The sequence below is a fragment of the Shewanella sp. SM23 genome (assembly GCF_025654295.1).
In the GTDB taxonomy this organism is placed as follows: Bacteria; Pseudomonadota; Gammaproteobacteria; order Enterobacterales; family Shewanellaceae; genus Shewanella; species Shewanella oncorhynchi.
In genome coordinates this window covers 51,459-68,927 of the sequence record NZ_JAKKRM010000019.1, presented here as the reverse complement: position 1 = coordinate 68,927, position 17,469 = coordinate 51,459, and the positions used below count along the sequence as shown (strand labels likewise).

At 45.4% G+C, this 17,469-nt stretch carries 17 protein-coding genes; 13 read left to right on the top strand and 4 right to left on the bottom strand.

The features are described 5' to 3' along the window. The first annotated feature begins 263 nt into the window (after nt 1–263). The 7 genes from rplM to rlmB all read left to right on the top strand — a co-directional run bounded on the left by rplM (nt 264) and on the right by rlmB (nt 6,767). A complete protein-coding gene (gene rplM / locus L5L98_RS18820; RefSeq protein ID WP_105251403.1) occupies nt 264–692 on the top strand; it encodes a 50S ribosomal protein L13 in 429 nt (142 codons plus the stop codon). Nucleotides 693–706: 14 nt separating this feature from the next. Beyond that, the gene (rpsI, locus tag L5L98_RS18815; protein ID WP_006083052.1) at nt 707–1,099 is read left to right on the top strand and encodes a 30S ribosomal protein S9; all 393 of its coding nucleotides are present in this window, start codon (nt 707–709) and stop codon (nt 1,097–1,099) included. A gap of 138 nt (nt 1,100–1,237) precedes the next feature. Further along, nucleotides 1,238–1,426 carry a DUF2065 domain-containing protein gene (locus L5L98_RS18810; RefSeq protein ID WP_198573776.1) on the top strand — a complete coding sequence of 63 codons (189 nt, stop codon included), beginning with the start codon at nt 1,238–1,240 and terminating at the stop codon, nt 1,424–1,426. A 72-nt stretch (nt 1,427–1,498) separates the two neighbouring features. Continuing rightward, nucleotides 1,499–2,794 carry an adenylosuccinate synthase gene (locus L5L98_RS18805; RefSeq protein WP_028759421.1) on the top strand — a complete coding sequence of 432 codons (1,296 nt, stop codon included), beginning with the start codon at nt 1,499–1,501 and terminating at the stop codon, nt 2,792–2,794. Nucleotides 2,795–2,906: 112 nt separating this feature from the next. Next, nucleotides 2,907–3,563, top strand: coding sequence for a flagellar protein MotX (gene motX, locus L5L98_RS18800; RefSeq protein WP_113939975.1), 657 nt, complete (start codon nt 2,907–2,909; stop codon nt 3,561–3,563). 39 nt (nt 3,564–3,602) lie between these two features. Continuing rightward, entirely contained in the window at nt 3,603–6,026 is a 2,424-nt protein-coding gene (gene rnr, locus L5L98_RS18795) for a ribonuclease R (RefSeq protein ID WP_263142837.1), read from the top strand. Beyond that, nucleotides 6,027–6,767, top strand: coding sequence for a 23S rRNA (guanosine(2251)-2'-O)-methyltransferase RlmB (rlmB, locus tag L5L98_RS18790; RefSeq protein ID WP_028759536.1), 741 nt, complete (start codon nt 6,027–6,029; stop codon nt 6,765–6,767). A gap of 146 nt (nt 6,768–6,913) precedes the next feature. Here rlmB and L5L98_RS18785 read toward each other — a convergent pair whose 3' ends face one another. Both L5L98_RS18785 and L5L98_RS18780 read right to left on the bottom strand, forming a co-directional pair. Further along, entirely contained in the window at nt 6,914–8,356 is a 1,443-nt protein-coding gene (locus L5L98_RS18785) for an MFS transporter (protein ID WP_198573779.1), read from the bottom strand. A gap of 242 nt (nt 8,357–8,598) precedes the next feature. Beyond that, nucleotides 8,599–9,342, bottom strand: coding sequence for a YdiY family protein (locus L5L98_RS18780; RefSeq protein WP_219255974.1), 744 nt, complete (start codon nt 9,340–9,342; stop codon nt 8,599–8,601). A 213-nt stretch (nt 9,343–9,555) separates the two neighbouring features. Between L5L98_RS18780 and rpsF the strand changes: the two genes are divergently transcribed. From rpsF to rplI, 4 genes are read left to right on the top strand one after another with little or no spacing between them, the layout of a single operon-like run. Beyond that, the gene (rpsF, locus tag L5L98_RS18775; protein WP_105251410.1) at nt 9,556–9,951 is read left to right on the top strand and encodes a 30S ribosomal protein S6; all 396 of its coding nucleotides are present in this window, start codon (nt 9,556–9,558) and stop codon (nt 9,949–9,951) included. An 8-nt stretch (nt 9,952–9,959) separates the two neighbouring features. Next, nucleotides 9,960–10,265 carry a primosomal replication protein N gene (priB, locus tag L5L98_RS18770; protein ID WP_105251411.1) on the top strand — a complete coding sequence of 102 codons (306 nt, stop codon included), beginning with the start codon at nt 9,960–9,962 and terminating at the stop codon, nt 10,263–10,265. A gap of 12 nt (nt 10,266–10,277) precedes the next feature. Continuing rightward, nucleotides 10,278–10,505: a 30S ribosomal protein S18 gene (gene rpsR / locus L5L98_RS18765; protein WP_006083042.1), complete on the top strand. Its 228-nt coding sequence runs from the start codon at nt 10,278–10,280 to the stop codon at nt 10,503–10,505. A 36-nt stretch (nt 10,506–10,541) separates the two neighbouring features. Next, nucleotides 10,542–10,994 (top strand): 50S ribosomal protein L9, encoded by a 453-nt coding sequence (gene rplI / locus L5L98_RS18760; RefSeq protein ID WP_113939970.1) that lies wholly within the window; start codon nt 10,542–10,544, stop codon nt 10,992–10,994. A gap of 255 nt (nt 10,995–11,249) precedes the next feature. Here rplI and L5L98_RS18755 read toward each other — a convergent pair whose 3' ends face one another. Further along, the gene (locus L5L98_RS18755; RefSeq protein WP_263142830.1) at nt 11,250–13,448 is read right to left on the bottom strand and encodes a S46 family peptidase; all 2,199 of its coding nucleotides are present in this window, start codon (nt 13,446–13,448) and stop codon (nt 11,250–11,252) included. 125 nt (nt 13,449–13,573) lie between these two features. Between L5L98_RS18755 and dnaB the strand changes: the two genes are divergently transcribed. Next, nucleotides 13,574–14,980, top strand: a complete 1,407-nt coding sequence (gene dnaB, locus L5L98_RS18750; protein ID WP_105251415.1) for a replicative DNA helicase — start codon at nt 13,574–13,576, stop codon at nt 14,978–14,980. Nucleotides 14,981–15,082: 102 nt separating this feature from the next. Then, nucleotides 15,083–16,159 carry an alanine racemase gene (gene alr, locus L5L98_RS18745; protein ID WP_263142828.1) on the top strand — a complete coding sequence of 359 codons (1,077 nt, stop codon included), beginning with the start codon at nt 15,083–15,085 and terminating at the stop codon, nt 16,157–16,159. A gap of 424 nt (nt 16,160–16,583) precedes the next feature. Here the strand turns inward: alr and L5L98_RS18740 are convergent, their stop codons facing one another. Then, a complete protein-coding gene (locus L5L98_RS18740; protein ID WP_105251417.1) occupies nt 16,584–17,048 on the bottom strand; it encodes a chemotaxis protein CheX in 465 nt (154 codons plus the stop codon). Nucleotides 17,049–17,469 lie beyond the last annotated feature (421 nt).

The window sequence follows — 17,469 nt, the reverse complement described above, 5'->3', positions numbered from 1 at the left end:
CTGCAGCCTTAAATCACCAGAGGCTTGTTAATCCTTAGGATGACAAGTCCGATTGGTCGATATTTTATAATTTTTATCAAAATATCAGGTGATTTTTAACTCAGCTTTGTCTATACTCCGCCACCTGCCCACGTTACTCCGCCAATTGGGCGGAAGTTGTAAGCCGAAGTCGGTGCTCGAAGGGGTACTAAAAGGCAATTTTGTGTTGTTTGCAAATGCAGACAGCATGTGAGACAGAAAATTAACTTTGGGTTTTTGTAATAATGAAGACTTTTACTGCTACACCAGAAACTGTAACTCGTGACTGGTTCGTCGTCGACGCAGACGGCAAAACTTTAGGTCGTATCGCTACTGAAATCGCTGTCCGTTTACGCGGTAAGCATAAGCCAGAATACACTCCACACGTTGATACCGGTGATTACATCATCGTTGTTAATGCTGAAAAAGTGACTGTTACTGGTAACAAAGCGAAAGGCAAAACGTACTACTCGCATTCAGGCTTCCCTGGTGGCATTAAGCAAATCAGCTTTGAAAAGCTGCAAGCGCAAAAGCCAGAAATGATCATCGAGAAAGCAGTTAAGGGTATGTTACCAAAAGGTCCTCTGGGCCGTGCCATGTTCCGTAAACTGAAAGTTTACGCTGGCGCAGAACATAACCACACTGCACAACAACCTCAAGTTCTTGATATCTAAACGGGATTAAGCAAATGGCTGCAACTCAGTACTACGGCACTGGCCGTCGCAAAACCTCTACAGCTCGCGTTTTCGCTAAAGCAGGTAGTGGCAACATCGTTGTAAATCAACGTCCTTTGGATCAGTATTTTGGTCGTGAAACTGCTCGTATGGTTGTTCGTCAACCTTTAGAGTTAGTTGAAATGACTGACAAGCTGGACATCTATGTAACTGTTAAAGGCGGTGGTATCACTGGCCAAGCAGGCGCAATCCGTCACGGTATTACCCGTGCTCTGATGCAATTAGATGAAGCACTGCGTCCATCTCTACGTTCTGCTGGTTTCGTTACCCGTGACGCTCGTAAAGTTGAGCGTAAGAAAGTGGGTCTACGTAAAGCACGTCGTAAGCCACAATTCTCTAAGCGTTAATTCGTTTTTGGAATATCAAAAAACCCAGCCTATGCTGGGTTTTTTATTGGCTAAAAATTGACGGTATAAGAAAACTCTTTGGTTGGAGTATGCTGATATACAATAAATTTATATTAAGCGAGTGAGTTTGAGGTAAGCATGACTTTTCAAATTTTTATGCTAGCAGTGGCACTTGTGTTGGTTTTGGAAGGCCTTGGGCCATTATTATTCCCAAATAAATGGCGTCGTTATTTAAATGAACTCTCCCATCAAAATCAGCAAGTTATCCAGCGACTTGGTGGGGCATTAGTCACGGCTGGAGTCGTTCTTTGGGTTATTTTTGCATGAAAAATAGCCTGCTTGCCCTTATTAACTAAGATCTGTTAAAATTCTTTTTTAACCGCAACCTTGCAGCAAATAATGGGCAAAAACGTAGTTGTTCTCGGCACCCAATGGGGTGACGAAGGAAAAGGTAAGATTGTCGACCTTCTAACAGAACAGGCAAAATATGTAGTGCGCTATCAAGGCGGCCACAATGCTGGTCATACCTTGGTTATCGACGGTGAAAAAACCGTTCTTCATCTGATCCCATCGGGTATCCTGCGCGATAATGTGAAATGCATTATTGGCAACGGTGTGGTGCTTGCACCTGACGCCCTGATGAAAGAGATCAACATGCTGAAAGATCGTGGAGTTCCTGTTGAGGAACGTCTGTTGATCTCTGAAGCGTGTCCGCTGATCCTTCCCTTCCATTGTGCCCTTGATATTGCCCGTGAAAAAGCGCGCGGTAATAAAGCTATTGGTACAACTGGCCGTGGTATTGGACCTGCGTATGAAGACAAGATCTCTCGTCGCGGTCTGCGAGTAGGCGACCTGTTCAATGCTGAACTGTTTGCTGAAAAGCTGAAAGAAGTTATGAAATACCATAACTTTATGCTGACAGAGTACTATCAAGTCGAAGCGGTTGATTACGAGCAAACGCTAGCAGATGCGTTGGCTATGGCCGATTATCTGAAGAGCATGTGTGTTGATGTGACTGAACTATTGGATACTGCGCGTAAAGCCGGTGAGCCAATTCTGTTCGAAGGCGCTCAAGGTACATTACTCGACATCGACCACGGAACATACCCATTTGTAACCTCTTCAAATACCACTGCCGGTGGTGTTGCGACGGGTTCAGGTTTTGGTCCGCGTCACTTAGACTATGTCTTAGGTATCATGAAGGCTTACACCACTCGCGTAGGTGCAGGTCCATTCCCAACTGAACTATTATGTGAAGTCGGCGATCATTTAGGTACTAAAGGTCATGAGTTTGGTGCAACAACGGGTCGTAAGCGTCGTCCAGGTTGGTTGGATGCTGTAGCAATGCGCCGCGCAGTTCAAATCAACAGTGTTAGCGGCTTCTGCTTGACTAAGTTAGATGTACTTGATGGTCTGAAAGAAGTGAAGATTTGTGTCGGTTATCAGAATCCTGATGGCACTATCTCTAAAGTCACTCCGCTTGCCGCTGAAGGTTATGAACTGGTTACGCCGGTTTATGAAACTATGCCGGGTTGGAGCGAGTCGACTTTTGGCGCGACATCAATTGAGCAACTGCCTCAAGCAGCGATCAATTATATCAAGCGTCTTGAAGAGTTATTAGAAACACCTATCGACATTATCTCTACGGGTCCTGATCGTAACGAAACCATGATTTTGGTTAATCCGTTTAATTAAGATCTGTTAAGGCCGTGTTTCACGGCCTTTTTCTCTGCTTCTTTATGCCTTTCTCTGTTTTATTCTGCGGTTAGAAATTCAGCTCAAGCTCAAGAAATAGGTTATACTGCCGATGCAAGTATTCATCCTACTGTCATTGAGAGTCGTTATGCTACGTACAGCACTCGTTGCGCTACTGCCTTTAGTATCTTCAATGTGCTTTGCTGAAACGCAGGCGGTGGATATTTATAGTCAAGATCAATTGCTTGATTTGATCCGTAGCAATCAATACTTAGCGAAAGTGAAACGTGATGATTGCCAGTTAGTCCAAGACATTGAGGCGCGAGCCCAAGTCTTAAAACAGCCTTTATATCAATTTCTTTGGGGCGAAATGCTTAATCATGGAACGTGTGTGAAGGCTAACCCTGTGAAGGGTATTGCTTTGTTACGTGACTCGGCCGAACAAGGTAGCTCAGAAGCGATGTTAAAGCTTGCCGAGTATTATCAGAGTGGGAAATTTGTCATCCGCAATAAAGACAGAGCAGTGCATTATTTACTGCCTGCGGCTGCAAGTGGCAGTTTATCCGCTCGTATGATGTTAGTTCGTTTATTCGGTGAAGGTTATGGTAGTCCTAGGGATTACGAGATGGCCTATCACTGGTTATATAACGATGTATTTGCGGACGAGGCGACTAAGAATAAAGCCTTGTCTTTACTGCAGGTGTTAGCAGCTAAAATGCCCCCCAGTGCAGTGGCGCGGGCCCAGCAAGAACAGTTGCGAACCCGTTAAGTGGTCTCTTAATCTAGAGACACATTATTTGGATATTGAATGATCAAAGACCCTCATTTTGAGCGTGAACAGGATAAGTACGAAAACCCTATCCCAAGCCGTGAGTATATTCTCGATTACTTACGTTCTCAAAAATCACCTATCACTCGTGACAGCATTGCCGCGGCGTTAAACATCCAAGAGGAAGAACAACTTGAGGCCTTGCGCCGTCGCCTACGTGCGATGGAACGCGATGGCGAACTGGTGTTCACCCGTGGGCAGAGCTATGGCTTACCCGAGAAAATGGATCTGATCCCCGGCACTGTGCTCGGACACAGAGAAGGCTTCGGCTTTTTCAAACCCGATGAAGGCGGTGATGACTTATTTATTTCGAACCGCGACATGCTGATGTATTTCCACGGTGATAAAGTGCTGGCGCAAAAAGCGGGCACAGATCGTCGTGGCCGTCGCGAAGCGCGTTTGGTTCGTCTGATCCAGCCGCGAAGTGCCGCGATTGTTGGCCGTTATCATGTCGATAGCGGTATGGCATTTGTCATTGCCGATGATAAGCGTATTACCCAAGAAATTTTAGTCGCGAATGAAGATCGCAATGGCGCCCGTCAAGGTGATGTGGTTGTGGTTGAATTAACGCGTCGCCCAGGCCGTTTTGTTAAGGCTGCGGGTAAAGTGACTGAAGTGCTCGGTAAGCAAATGGCGCCGGGTATGGAAATCGAAATTGCCCTGCGTAATTATGATTTACCCCATACTTGGTCACCAGTGATCGAGAAGAAACTGCGCCGTATTCCCGATGAAGTAACCGACGCCGATAAAGTCGGTCGTGTGGATTTACGTCATCTGCCATTAGTGACTATCGACGGTGAAGACGCCCGCGATTTTGACGATGCCGTGTACGCGGAGAAAAAAGCCGGTGGTGGCTGGCGTTTATGGGTTGCGATTGCCGACGTCAGTTATTATGTGCGTACCGATTCTGCCTTAGATACCGAAGCGCGTGCCCGTGGTAACTCAGTGTATTTCCCGTCGCAAGTGATCCCTATGCTGCCGGAGAAAATCTCTAACGGCCTATGTTCGCTTAATCCCCACGTCGACCGTTTATGTATGGTCGCCGAGATGACCGTATCTGCTAAAGGTAAGTTATCAGGTTATAAGTTTTATCCGGCTGTGATGTATTCCCATGCCCGTTTCACTTATACCCAAGTGGCAGCAATGTTAGAAGGCGGCCCCATTGCGCCTGAGCATGAGGCTTTGTTCCCGCATTTGCAGTGTTTACAGTCATTGTATTTAGCGCTCGATGAGCAAAGAGCCGAGCGTGGTGCGATTGCGTTTGAAACCATGGAAACGCAGTTCATTTTCAATGAGCAGCGCAAGATTGATAAAATCGTGCCGCGTGGCCGTAATCAAGCCCATAAAATCATTGAAGAATGTATGATTTTAGCCAACGTATCTGCAGCTAAGTTTGTGAAGAAACACAAAGGCGAAGTCTTGTATCGTGTGCATGAAGCGCCATCCGAGCAAAAATTGGCGAACTTTAAAGAGTTCCTTGCTGAGCGTGGTTTAAGCATGCCCGGTGGACTTGAGCCTACGCCGTCAGATTATCAGAATGTGATGTTGCAAATTGCCAACCGCCCTGATGCTGAACTTATCCAAGTGATGTTACTGCGCTCTATGCGTCAGGCAATTTACACTCCGGATAACGAAGGTCACTTCGGTTTAGCCTTAGAAGAATATGCGCATTTTACTTCGCCCATTCGCCGCTATCCGGATTTAGTGTTACATCGTGTGATCCGTTATTTACTCGCGAAGGAAAGAGGCGAAACCACTGAGAAGTGGACGCAGGATGGTGGCTACCATTATCAACTCGATGAACTCGATCAATTAGGCGAAGAGTGTTCGACCACAGAACGTCGTGCCGATGAAGCAACTCGCGATGTCAGCGATTGGCTGAAGTGCGAGTTTATGCAAGATCACGTCGGCGATACCTTCGAAGCTGTGATTGCTTCAGTAACCAGTTTTGGTTTGTTTGTGCGTTTAAATGAGCTATTTATCGATGGCTTAGTGCATATCTCAAGCCTAGGTAGCGATTACTACCAGTTCGATCCAATGCGTCAACGTCTTATCGGCGAGCACACAGGCCAAGTCTATCAAGTGGGTGATCCTGTGACAGTTAAGGTCGCTGCAGTCAACTTAGATGACAGACAGATTGATTTGGTTATGCTGGGTGATGACGGCAAAGGTGGTAAACGTAAAGCATCTGCCAGCCGTGATAAGCCGATGACAGCCCGTGAGCGCGTTAATCGTGAAGGCGCTAAGCAAGGTAAAGCAGGCAAAACCGCGGTATCTAGCGCCAAGGCTGAAACAGGCAAAACCAAACCTAAGGCCAAAGCTGGCACTAAAGCTAAAAAAGCAGCAGTAAAAGATCCGGCTAAAAAGCCAAAAGCCGCTAAGCGGAGCACGAGAAAGAAATAAATGAAAAAACAAGATATTATTTTTGGGATCCACGCAGTTGAAGCCCTGTTAAAACACAGCCCTGAGCGCATTATTGAGTTGTGGCTGTTACAAGGTCGTGACGATGAGCGCTTAACTGTGCTGGCCGATCAGGCCAAAGCCTTTGGCACGACGATTCAAGTCGCTTCTCGTAAAGCCTTAGATGACAAAGCGGAAAGCAGCCAACATCAAGGCATAGTCGCGCGCGTTAAAGCGGCGAAAGTATTGAATGAGCAAGATTTAGATGTGCTGCTTGCTAACACTGAGCAAGCATTCCTGTTGATCTTGGATGGTGTGACGGATCCCCATAACTTAGGCGCTTGCCTACGTAATGCCGATGCGGCTGGCGTACAAGGTATTATCGTGCCTAAAGACAATTCAGTTGGCTTAACTGCGACTGTGAGTAAAGTGGCATGTGGCGCTGCGGAAACAGTACCTTTATTCCAAGTGACTAATCTTGCGCGCACTATGCGTCACCTGCAGGATAAAGGTGTGTGGATTGTGGGCACTGCGGGCGAGGCAGATTGCGAGCTTTATCAAGCGGATCTCAAGGGATCATTGGCGATTGCTATGGGAGCTGAAGACAAAGGCTTACGCCGATTAAGCCGTGAGTCTTGCGATTCACTGATCTCTATCCCTATGGCCGGTAGTGTGTCTAGCTTGAACGTATCGGTTGCAACGGGTATTTGCTTATTTGAAGCAGTGCGTCAGCGTCGTAGCTAATACACTCACGTTTGCCTGATTTCGAACATGAGGTATCAGGCTTGCAGTAACGACTTGTTGTAGTAACTATATGTTTTAGTTAGAGCTTACAGAAATAAAAAGGCCGATTAACTTTAAACAGTTAATCGGCCTTTTTATTGGCCTTTTTATGTCAGCGCTTTGTCTAGGTTGATCTGATGGCTATCGGCGTCATCCGTTTGAACGGCTTCAGGCTCTGCTTGCTCGATATCGAAACTGAAGGCGAGTTGCTCCTCATCACTGTCATTTGCGTCGATAATATCGTCATCGACACCATCAGCCCCTAAATCATATTCCGCTTCATCTAGGTTAGCACTGGGTGTCATATGTTCTTGAATCGATTCGACATCAACTCGTGGATCCAGCGCTGCCGCCAGTGGTGAAGAGACTAAGTCGCCCGTCGCCATTATGTAGTCTTGGGTGACATTAGTTTCGACTTTTTGCTGTGAATGTACATAACGTAAACGCACAAAGAGTATTAAGGTACAGGCTGACATAAAGCCATATAACATGTTATTGCCAAACCATTGCATTAATGTCGATGCGATAAGCGGACCGATACTGGCGCCTAAGCCGAAGGTTAATAATATTGTTGCTGATAAGCCGACCCGCTCATTTTGCTCTACTCGAGAGTTGGCAAGCGCTGTGGCGAGCGGATAGAAAGTGAAACCTAAAATACCAAATAGGAAAGTCATCACCAGTGAAATCACCGGATGATAGGGGGTTAAGGCGATAGCCAAGGCTAAGATACCGAGCAATATACAGTTGATACGGATAAGGCGACTGCGGGACATAATGTCGGACAATTTTCCCATTGGCCACTGTGCCAGTAATCCCGCTAAAATCGTTGCCGTCATATACGTGGCGACTTTTTCAGGCGGTAAACCTAAGTTACTGGCGTAGGCGGGAGCGAGACCATAAAACGAACCCACTATCATGCTACCAATCGCGATTGTCGTGAGTGCTTGTGGTGCTTTTTTCCAGTAATAGGCAATTTTGAGTGGGGCAGGAACTAAGGGCGCAGGGTGAAGACGACGCGTGAGTGAAATCGGTACGATACAGAGTGAAAAACAAATTGCGATAAGCAGTAGTGGCTCTAGTCCTAATTCGGGGAAAATACTGATCGCACCTTGGCCCAAGATTAAGCCGAAGTAAGATACGATCATATAACTCGCAAACACTGTGCCCCTTTGATTACTTTCAGCTTGTTCGTTAAGCCAACTTTCTAACACCATGTATTGGCACATCATCCCCATGCCGACCACGAGTCTGAGGAGCAGCCAAACCGCAAGCTCATCCACGAGTGCATGGCCTAATGCCGATGCAGCGACTATGCCTGCGCTGGCGACAAAGGCGCGGATATGGCCCACTTGAGCGATAAGTCGATGACCAATCTTAGAGCCTGCCACTAGGCCAACATAGTAGGCCGACATCATGCCGCCAATCCATATTTGTGGCACATTCATTACTGAGAGTCTGAGCCCAAGATAGGTGGTAAGCAAGCCGCCGGCTAATACCATTAATAATGTGGTGCTATATAAAGAGGCGAAAGTGCGCAGCGGATTAGTCATATACAACTCCGAAAACACAAACTAGATTGATAATGAGGAGTGAGTATATCAGGGGTTAGTGTTTATGTTGTGTTGCAAATTGTTGGTAAATCTTGATTAATTGCGCATTTCTGCTCAAAAAATCACTGAATTATGTCGGAACAACTCAAGGGGATGCTTGTAAAGTATTCACATAGACGCTAGCCGAGTAGGCTATTAGCGTCATCTTACTCTATGTGTTTCGTCGTATTTTTTAAAAAGAGTTATCTAAAAGTGTAAAGCAAGTTGAAGGTGGTGATGGTATCCATGGGTTGGCTTCCTTCTGGTACCACTTCAGTGTATTTGATGTTCATACCGATCTTAAATGCCCAATCTTGGAACACCAGATTTTTATAGTTCATATCTAAGGTGAGGGTGTTGTTGTTCTCGCCCACTTCCGCGGTGAGATCGGCATTGAGACTGCTGTATTCCTGTAGTTTTTGAGAGAATTTGGCAGCGGTACGAAGAATGACATCTTTTTCGGCATCAGGGTTGGGAATGGTTACCGACTCTGCAGGTAAGTTATATCGATAACCTGGGCCGAACTCGAGACTGAGTTTTGTTTTATAACTACTGATAGCATTGAAACCGTAACCACTCGAAAGCGTTGATATTTGCGTGTAACTACCGAATTGATCCCAAGTAAAATCACCACGTCCGAAGACATAACCCTTAGTCAGTTTATAGTTCGATTGTAACTGTAGCTCATATTTTTCGGAGGTTGTTTGACTTTTTTCTGAGGCAAAATAGGCTTTTAGTGTGGCTTCTTGCTTGGTTTGCTTTGTATCGTAAATCAGTTGGGTTCGACCATTAAAACTGCTGGATTCGGTATTGCCTGTGTTCAGTTGCAAGCCAGCTTCGATTTCCGCGGTAAAATCGCTGGGCGGTTCCTGATAATCAGGTGGAACAAGCGCAAGCGCAGGAAATGAAAGGAAAAACAAACTGATTGGCGCAATAACTTTTAGCATTATGTTTTATTCTTGGTTAGCTGATTTCAGACGTCCGAATATAGGCGAACCGCCATCATACCTGTATTGATTGGCGAGGCAAAGTTATTGCTTGAGTTTCTGGCTTGCTTTCTGTACTATCTCGCGCTCAAATCAGTCACTATTTTTCGTTCCTTGCCTCCATTTGGTTTGACTGAGCCAATACCGAGGCTACATAACCGTAAGGAGCAATAAATGCGTCATTACGAAATCGTATTTATGGTTCACCCAGATCAAAGTGAACAAGTACCAGGTATGATTGAGCGTTACACAGGTGTTATCACCGAAGCTAACGGCACAATCCACCGTTTAGAAGATTGGGGCCGTCGTCAACTGGCTTACCCAATCCTTGACCTGCATAAAGCTCACTACGTTCTGATGAACGTTGAAGCTAAAGCAGAGACGATCGAAGAGCTAGAAACAGCTTTCCGTTTCAACGACGCAGTTCTGCGTAACATGGTAATGCGTACTAAAGTTGCCGTTACTGAAGCATCTCCAATGGCTAGAGCTAGAGATGAGCGCGATTCACGTCGTGGCCCAGCTGGCGAACGCTCATATGATGAAGCTCACGCTGAAGAAATCGCTGAGTAAGGTAATCTGTGACCACCAATAACTTGGTGTTGTCAGGAACGATAACTCGTTCAAGACGCTTTAAAAGCCCAGCAGGTATTGCACACAGTGTAATTATGTTGGAACACAAATCGCAGCGTTATGAAGCCGAAATGCTCCGCAACGTCTACGTACAAATTCAAGTGATATTGAGTGGCCCACGCTTTGAAAGCGTCGCAGAAGATCTGAAAGCAGGTGTGGAAGTACAAGTGCAAGGCTTTATGACGCTTCAACAGGGGCGTAATGGTCAGAACCGCTTAGTCATCCATGCCGAAAATGTCGAATTGAAAACTTAGGAGACTGTCAACATGGCACGTTATTTCCGTCGTCGCAAGTTCTGCCGTTTCACCGCTGAAGGTGTTGCAGAAATTGATTACAAAGATATCGTTACTTTAAAGAACTACATCACTGAAAGCGGCAAGATTGTTCCTAGCCGTATCACTGGTACTAGTGCTAAATATCAGCGCCAACTAGCTCGCGCTATCAAGCGTGCTCGTTATCTTTCTCTACTGCCATACACTGATTTACATCAGTAATTGCAGTATTCCTAATCGAATATAGAGGATTTGATAATGAACGTTATTCTGCTTGATAAAATCGCTAACCTAGGCAACTTGGGTGACCAAGTTACTGTTAAAGCTGGTTACGCTCGTAACTACCTTTTGCCACAAGGTAAAGCTGTTGTTGCTAACGAAAGCAACGTTAAAGTATTTGAAGCTCGTCGCGCTGAATTAGAAGCTAAATTAGCTGCTGAATTAGCTGCTGCTAACCTACGTGCTGAGAAAATCACTGCACTGGAAGCTGTTGTTATTGCTTCTAAAGCGGGTGATGAAGGCAAACTGTTTGGTTCAGTTGGCAACCGTGACATCGCTGATGCAGTGACTGCTGCTGGTGTTGAGCTGGCTAAATCAGAAGTTCGTTTACCATTAGGCGCTCTGCGTACTACTGGCGACTTCGAAGTTGAAGTTCAGTTACACACTGAAGTTAAAGCTGTTGTTAAAGTTTCTATCGTTGCAGAAGCTTAATTACTCCTTGCTTTAATCTTAAGAGAAACACCGCTTCGGCGGTGTTTTTTTATGGCTGAAATTTAGGATTTGAGTGTATTTAGGTTTTGATATCGGCTCTGCGATGGATTTAAGCGATAGGTGATACGCGCCTACTCATTCAATCTCATCATCCCAAAGTGTATTCGCTGCTAAAAATACGAGCCCAAATAAAAGCCGCTTACTGCATAACAGTGAGCGGCTTTTTGTTTAGAGCAACGGATTTAGCTCAAGGTATTAATTTCTCACTAAATCCAATTCTTGGATTAAGTTATCGGCATGATCCACTTCATCCATCATCCACAGGATATAGCGAATATCCACGTGCACTGCACGGGTGATGGTTGGGTTGAAGAACCAATCTTTAGTGATAGCTTCATAGGTTGAGTCGAAGTTAAGGCCCACTAACTCACCTTTTCCGTTGAAGACTGGTGAGCCGGAGTTACCACCTGTGGTATCCACACTCGATAAGAAGTTAACAGGTACTGAGTTAAATTCTTCTGGTTTATCTAAACAAGAGAAGAGTCTGCAAATCCAGCCGCGGGGATCTTGATAAACCGACTTCACCAGATGATCACCAAAACGTTGTTCGCTAATCGCATCGAGGAGTTTTTTCGGCGCATTATAGGGCTCAACGCCTGTGTGTTTTGCGACTATGCCATCAAGACGAGTAAACGGCTGTTTATAGAGCGCATCACGTGATTGATAACCATCAACCATGCCATAGCTGATCCGTAGCGTACCGTTGGCGTCAGGATAGACTGGCCAGTTGTTTGCTTTGTAGTATTCGATTACGGCCGCCATATAATCAGGGCGAGCACTAGACAGCTTGCCGTCTAAGATTTTTTCTGACTTTTCCTGTGCCATATTCGTGTCGTAAAGTGCTACGGCTAAACGAATAAAGGGATCGGCACTGGTTTCGAAAGCGCTAGCATCGGCATTCATCCACGCGAGGCGCTTAGCTTGGTCTGTGAGCGTAGTGAGTGAGTACAAACCATCGAGTTTAGCTGCTAGATCGGCATCTTTCGTGTTCACACTTAGCATTTCATCGAGTGTTGCTACGCGATTTGATTGGCTAAGGTAAGCATTTAAATCTTGTAGCCACAAAGTCTTATCAACAGTGACATCAAAACTTGAATCGATACGTTTAAGACGTGAGCTTAGCATTGCAATATCACGTTCTTGGTAGCCTTGCTCACGCTCGGCATCGGGCTTTTGTTTTTCTTTAGCAAGACGGTAGAGGCTGTTTGCTGCGGTTAACAATGTGCTAGATTGGGCATTGGTAAAGTAGTAATTACTTTGGAACGCTTGTTGTTGCTCTGCGAGTAACACTTCTAACTCAGCAATGAGATTTTGATTTAGCTTAGGGTTTTGTTTAAGCCAAGCTAAAAAATTATCTTCACGGCTTTGCTTAATGCCAATGATATCCGTTGCTTTAAAACCCGCTAATAGGCCGTTGAGTTTCTTCATCCGGTTGGCCATTGAGGCCATATTACCTGCGTACTTAATAGCGATATCGGCATCTTTTTGTCCCATAGCCTCGATAGTATCAATCTGTAATTGATAACGCTTAGCTTGGGTTGGGTACAACCAATCACTGGCAAATTTAAGTTCACTGGTCAGGTTGTAACGGCTAGTCGTGCCTGGGTAACCCGCCACAAACACGCCATCACCGGCTTTTACGCCATCGGCATTGACCTTAAGGTAGCTCTTTGGTTGGTAAGGAATGTTATTGTCGCTATACGCGGCGGGTTTGCCATCTTTTCCGACGTAAGCTCGTAGGAAGGCAAAATCACCCGAATGGCGTGGATATTCATAGTTATCAATATCGCCACCATAGCCCCCAACACTTTCAGGTGGTGCGTAGACTAAGCGCACATCGCGGATCATCAATTGCTTGATTAAGTAGTATTCTAAGCCGTTATGGAAACTGCGCACATTACAACGATAGTTAGCATCGGCTTCACAGCTTTTGATGAGCGCTTTACTGTGATTTTGAATGTCTTCGTAACGACTTAGCGGGTCTTGGCTGAGGTCTTTATTGATTTGCGCGGTGACATTGGTCACTGCTTCTGTGATGTATAAACGTTCGTTAGGACCGGCAGAGGGTTCCTTGTCCATCGATGTTGCTAAAAAGCCTTGTTCTAGGTAGTTATGCTCTTGCTTAGTGTTATATTGTATCGCCTTGTAGGCACAATGGTGGTTTGTCACAACTAGCCCTTGGGGGGAGACAAAACTGGCGGTACAATAGCCCTGCCCAACCACAGCGTTCATTGGATAACTTGTCAGATCGGCCAGTTTTTCTGCCGGAATATCGATTCCGCGTTCACTGAGTTTGTCTGCAATTGAAGGCATTTGATAAGGTTGCCATTGTCCTTCGTCGGCAGTTGCTATGCCGGATGTCAGTACTAAGGCCGCAACCAATGCAATACGCATGTTCTTTCCTTATTGATTGTTAGAGTGTCCGTTGGAATGAAATAACAGGCGAGTGTAAACATCCTGTTTGCTTGACGCGGGTTTTATATCATATTTTGTTAAGTTGTTGGAAATCGGGAGCGTTAATGTCACAACAAGGTGCTTTTAAGCCTAAAAGTAAGCCAAGAGATTTGCAGCTTGATGGACTCAAGCTGCCACCGCATTCAATTGAGGCTGAACAATCGGTATTAGGCGGCTTGATGTTAGATGCCGAAGCGTGGGACAGGGTCGCAGAGGCTGTAGTAAAAGAGGATTTTTACTCTCGCTCACATAAGATGATCTTTTCTGCCATGCACAGATTGGTCGATTTAGGGCAACCGATCGATTTGATCACGGTTTCTGAACAGCTCGAAGTTGAGAACCAATTAGAAGATGCCGGTGGTTTTGCCTACTTAGGTGAGATTGCGAAAAATACCCCAAGTGCGGGTAATATTTTATCTTACGCTGAAATCGTCCGTGAGCGGGCCGTGGTCCGTGATATGATCCGCGTCGCACATGAGATTGCCGATGCGGGCTATAACCCAGAAGGTCGGGACTCGGGTGAATTACTCGACCTTGCTGAGAGTAAAGTATTTAAGATCGCAGAGATGCGAACCAATGCTAATGAAGGTCCCGAAGGTATCAAAACTATTCTGGAAAAAACCGTCGATAAGATTGAGCAGCTTTATAACAACCCCCACAACGGTGTGACTGGAGTATCGAGCGGTTTTAACGATCTCGATAAAATGACGGCAGGGTTTCAGTCTGGCGACTTGATTATCGTTGCTGCGCGTCCTTCTATGGGTAAAACCACCTTCGCGATGAACTTGTGCGAACAGGCCGCAATGAATGAAGATAAACCCGTACTTATTTTCAGTCTCGAGATGCCGTCAGAACAGATTATGATGCGTATGCTGGCCTCCTTGGGCCGCGTTGATCAAACCAAAATCCGTACTGGTCAACTCGATGATGAAGATTGGGCGCGGGTTTCATCGACTATGGGTATCATGCTCGAACAAGGTAAGATGTATATTGATGATGGTTCGGGATTAACCCCGACAGAAGTTCGCAGCCGCGCGCGTCGTATCGCCCGTGAGTACGGTGGTTTATCTATGATCATGATAGATTACCTGCAGTTAATGCAGGTGCCCGCCTTAAAAGATAACCGTACCTTAGAAATTTCTGAAATTTCACGCTCGCTGAAAGCATTAGCCAAAGAGTTGGAAATCCCGATTATTGCCCTGTCGCAGCTTAACCGCTCGCTCGAACAAAGGGCCGATAAACGTCCTGTTAACTCGGATTTACGTGAATCAGGCGCTATCGAGCAAGATGCGGATCTCATCATGTTTATTTATCGCGATGAAGTGTATAACAACGATTCTCAAGATAAAGGCACGGCAGAAATCATCATTGGTAAGCAACGTAACGGCCCCATTGGTCGGGTGCGGCTCACTTTCCAAGGGCAATTTTCGCGTTTCGATAATTATGCTGGGCCGCAGTTTGAAGAAGATTAATTGACGTTTAAAAACAGTCAGTTTGCGTTTGCAGAAGATGAGCTGTATTGATGTATTTTTTATATCCGTGACTTTTTATTTCCTGAGTAAACAAGGTAAATTTTGAACCCTTTTCCCCGTGCAGAAATTAGCAGTAGTGCACTGCAAACCAATCTCGCTGCGTTGCGTCAACAGGCACCAGCGAGTCGTGTGATGGCCGTCGTTAAAGCGAACGGTTATGGTCATGGATTATTGAATGTCGCTAATTGTTTAGTCAATGCCGATGGCTTTGGCCTAGCACGATTGGATGAGGCCTTAGAATTACGAGCGGGCGGCGTGACAGCGCGTTTATTGTTACTAGAAGGTTTTTTCCGTGCCACCGATCTCCCGTTACTCGTCGGGCATGATATTGACACTGTAGTGCACCACAGCTCTCAGCTTGAAATGTTAGAGCAAACTGTGTTGTCAAAACCTGTCACTGTCTGGCTTAAAGTGGATTCAGGCATGCATCGTTTAGGTTTTACGCCCGAACAATTTTCAACGGTTTACGCAAGGTTAATGGCCTGTCCCAATGTGGCAAAACCGATCCATTTGATGACACATTTTGCCTGTGCGGACGAGCCTGAAAACACCTATACCTCAGTACAGATGGCGGCTTTTAATACGTTAACGGCAGGCTTGCCCGGATTTAGAACCTTAGCAAACTCTGCTGGTGCTTTGTATTGGCCTCAGAGCCAAGGCGATTGGATCCGTCCTGGTATCGCACTCTATGGTGTATCTCCTGTTACTGGTGATTGCGGTGCGAATCACGGGCTAGTTCCTGCGATGGAATTGGTATCACAGTTGATTGCGGTACGGGATCATAAAGCCAATCAGCCAGTGGGCTATGGTTGTTTCTGGACCGCGAAGCAAGATACCCGTTTAGGTGTCGTGGCGATTGGCTATGGTGATGGTTATCCTCGCAATGCACCGGAAGGCACACCCGTGTGGGTCAATGGTCGTCGCGTACCCATAGTAGGCCGCGTCTCTATGGACATGTTGACTGTCGACTTAGGCCAAGATGCGCAAGATAAGGTTGGCGACAGTGCTTTGTTGTGGGGTAAAGCATTACCCGTTGAAGAAGTCGCTGAACATATCGGTACTATCGCTTATGAATTAGTCACTAAGCTCACCCCAAGGGTTGCGGTTTGCTTAGCTTAACCCTGACAAATGGAAGTATTTGGGGACACTTTTTAGCAAGAAAACGGTGATTAAACACCGTTTTCTTTTATGTAAAGTGTCAGGATGAATAATTGCCTCTACACGAATGGTTACTGCAAATAACACTATGAATTATAGTTATTTGTTAGCGAGAGAAGTGTCGAACCTGTAGGGCTGAGATAAGCGAAATAGTGGTTTGCAGTTCACCGTTGGCGACGCAATATGTTTTGGACCTGAGGATGAAGCTGTGCTGAACTGGTGTTAGGCGGCAAAATAGACGATAAAAATATCTCAATTCAGGTTACGGTAAACCAGCTGTTCTGATCTTTGTTATCTGGCTTTAAAAAAGCGAATGAAACATAAGATCCAGAGCGACAGGATAGTTAATGTATTTTGAGCTGACTGGCTTGATGTATTTAAGCTATTAGTTTTCAAAACATATTTCAATATAAGCAGTACCATGCGGGCTTGTAAATGGCATGATAATCTTAGTGCCATTAGCTTTATGGGAAATAGTATGGCCTTTTCCTGATACGACCATAGGAGTGGCCATTTCAAATTCATAGCCTTTTTGACCCAAAAGATTTTTTGCGCCACCAGTCACCATATTCGTAATTTCGCCTACTAAGTCAGTCACTTCCTCGTTAATTTTACCCGGGTTTTCGCCCAGCATATTCTGCATTATCTGCAAAACAAGCTTTTGTTCGAAGGTAATCGACAGTGATCCTTTTGTTTGGGGTCCAACAAGACCTATTAGGCCGGATACATCACCCTTAGCTAAGTTATCTACTTTGATTTGGGGTTTGCCCGGCGTCAAATCCATGCTCGCCATCGTAGATATGACATTGAGCAAAGATTGGAGGAAAGGATTAATAAAATTAACGTTCATGCCTAAGTTTGTCCTCTTTTGAGCCTAAACCATGGAGTAATGGCATTGCTTAAGGCTATTAGAAAAGTTGCTTATCGACAGCAATCTTGATCACACTCTATCAGCTTAGATGAGACCGCTATAAATGTGAGGCTAATTTAAAGATATTCTTATCATTTATCTGAGTTATAGGCAGCTAAAGCTCCATATAACCGTTTCCTTTATTGTTTAGATCGTTTTGTATGATGGTTCATAAGTTTGCTTGGAAGACGCTTATCGTCAAATGGCGTTGTTTTACGTCTCATACATACAAAAATGGGCTGCATTAGCCCCATTCATAGTGGCTCATGAGTGCCGATGCTGCAAAGTTTTTTAGCCTTTTTATGGAGTAACTCGACTTTTATTTGCACTTGAACTTGTGAGAAGGCGTTGCTACTCAACT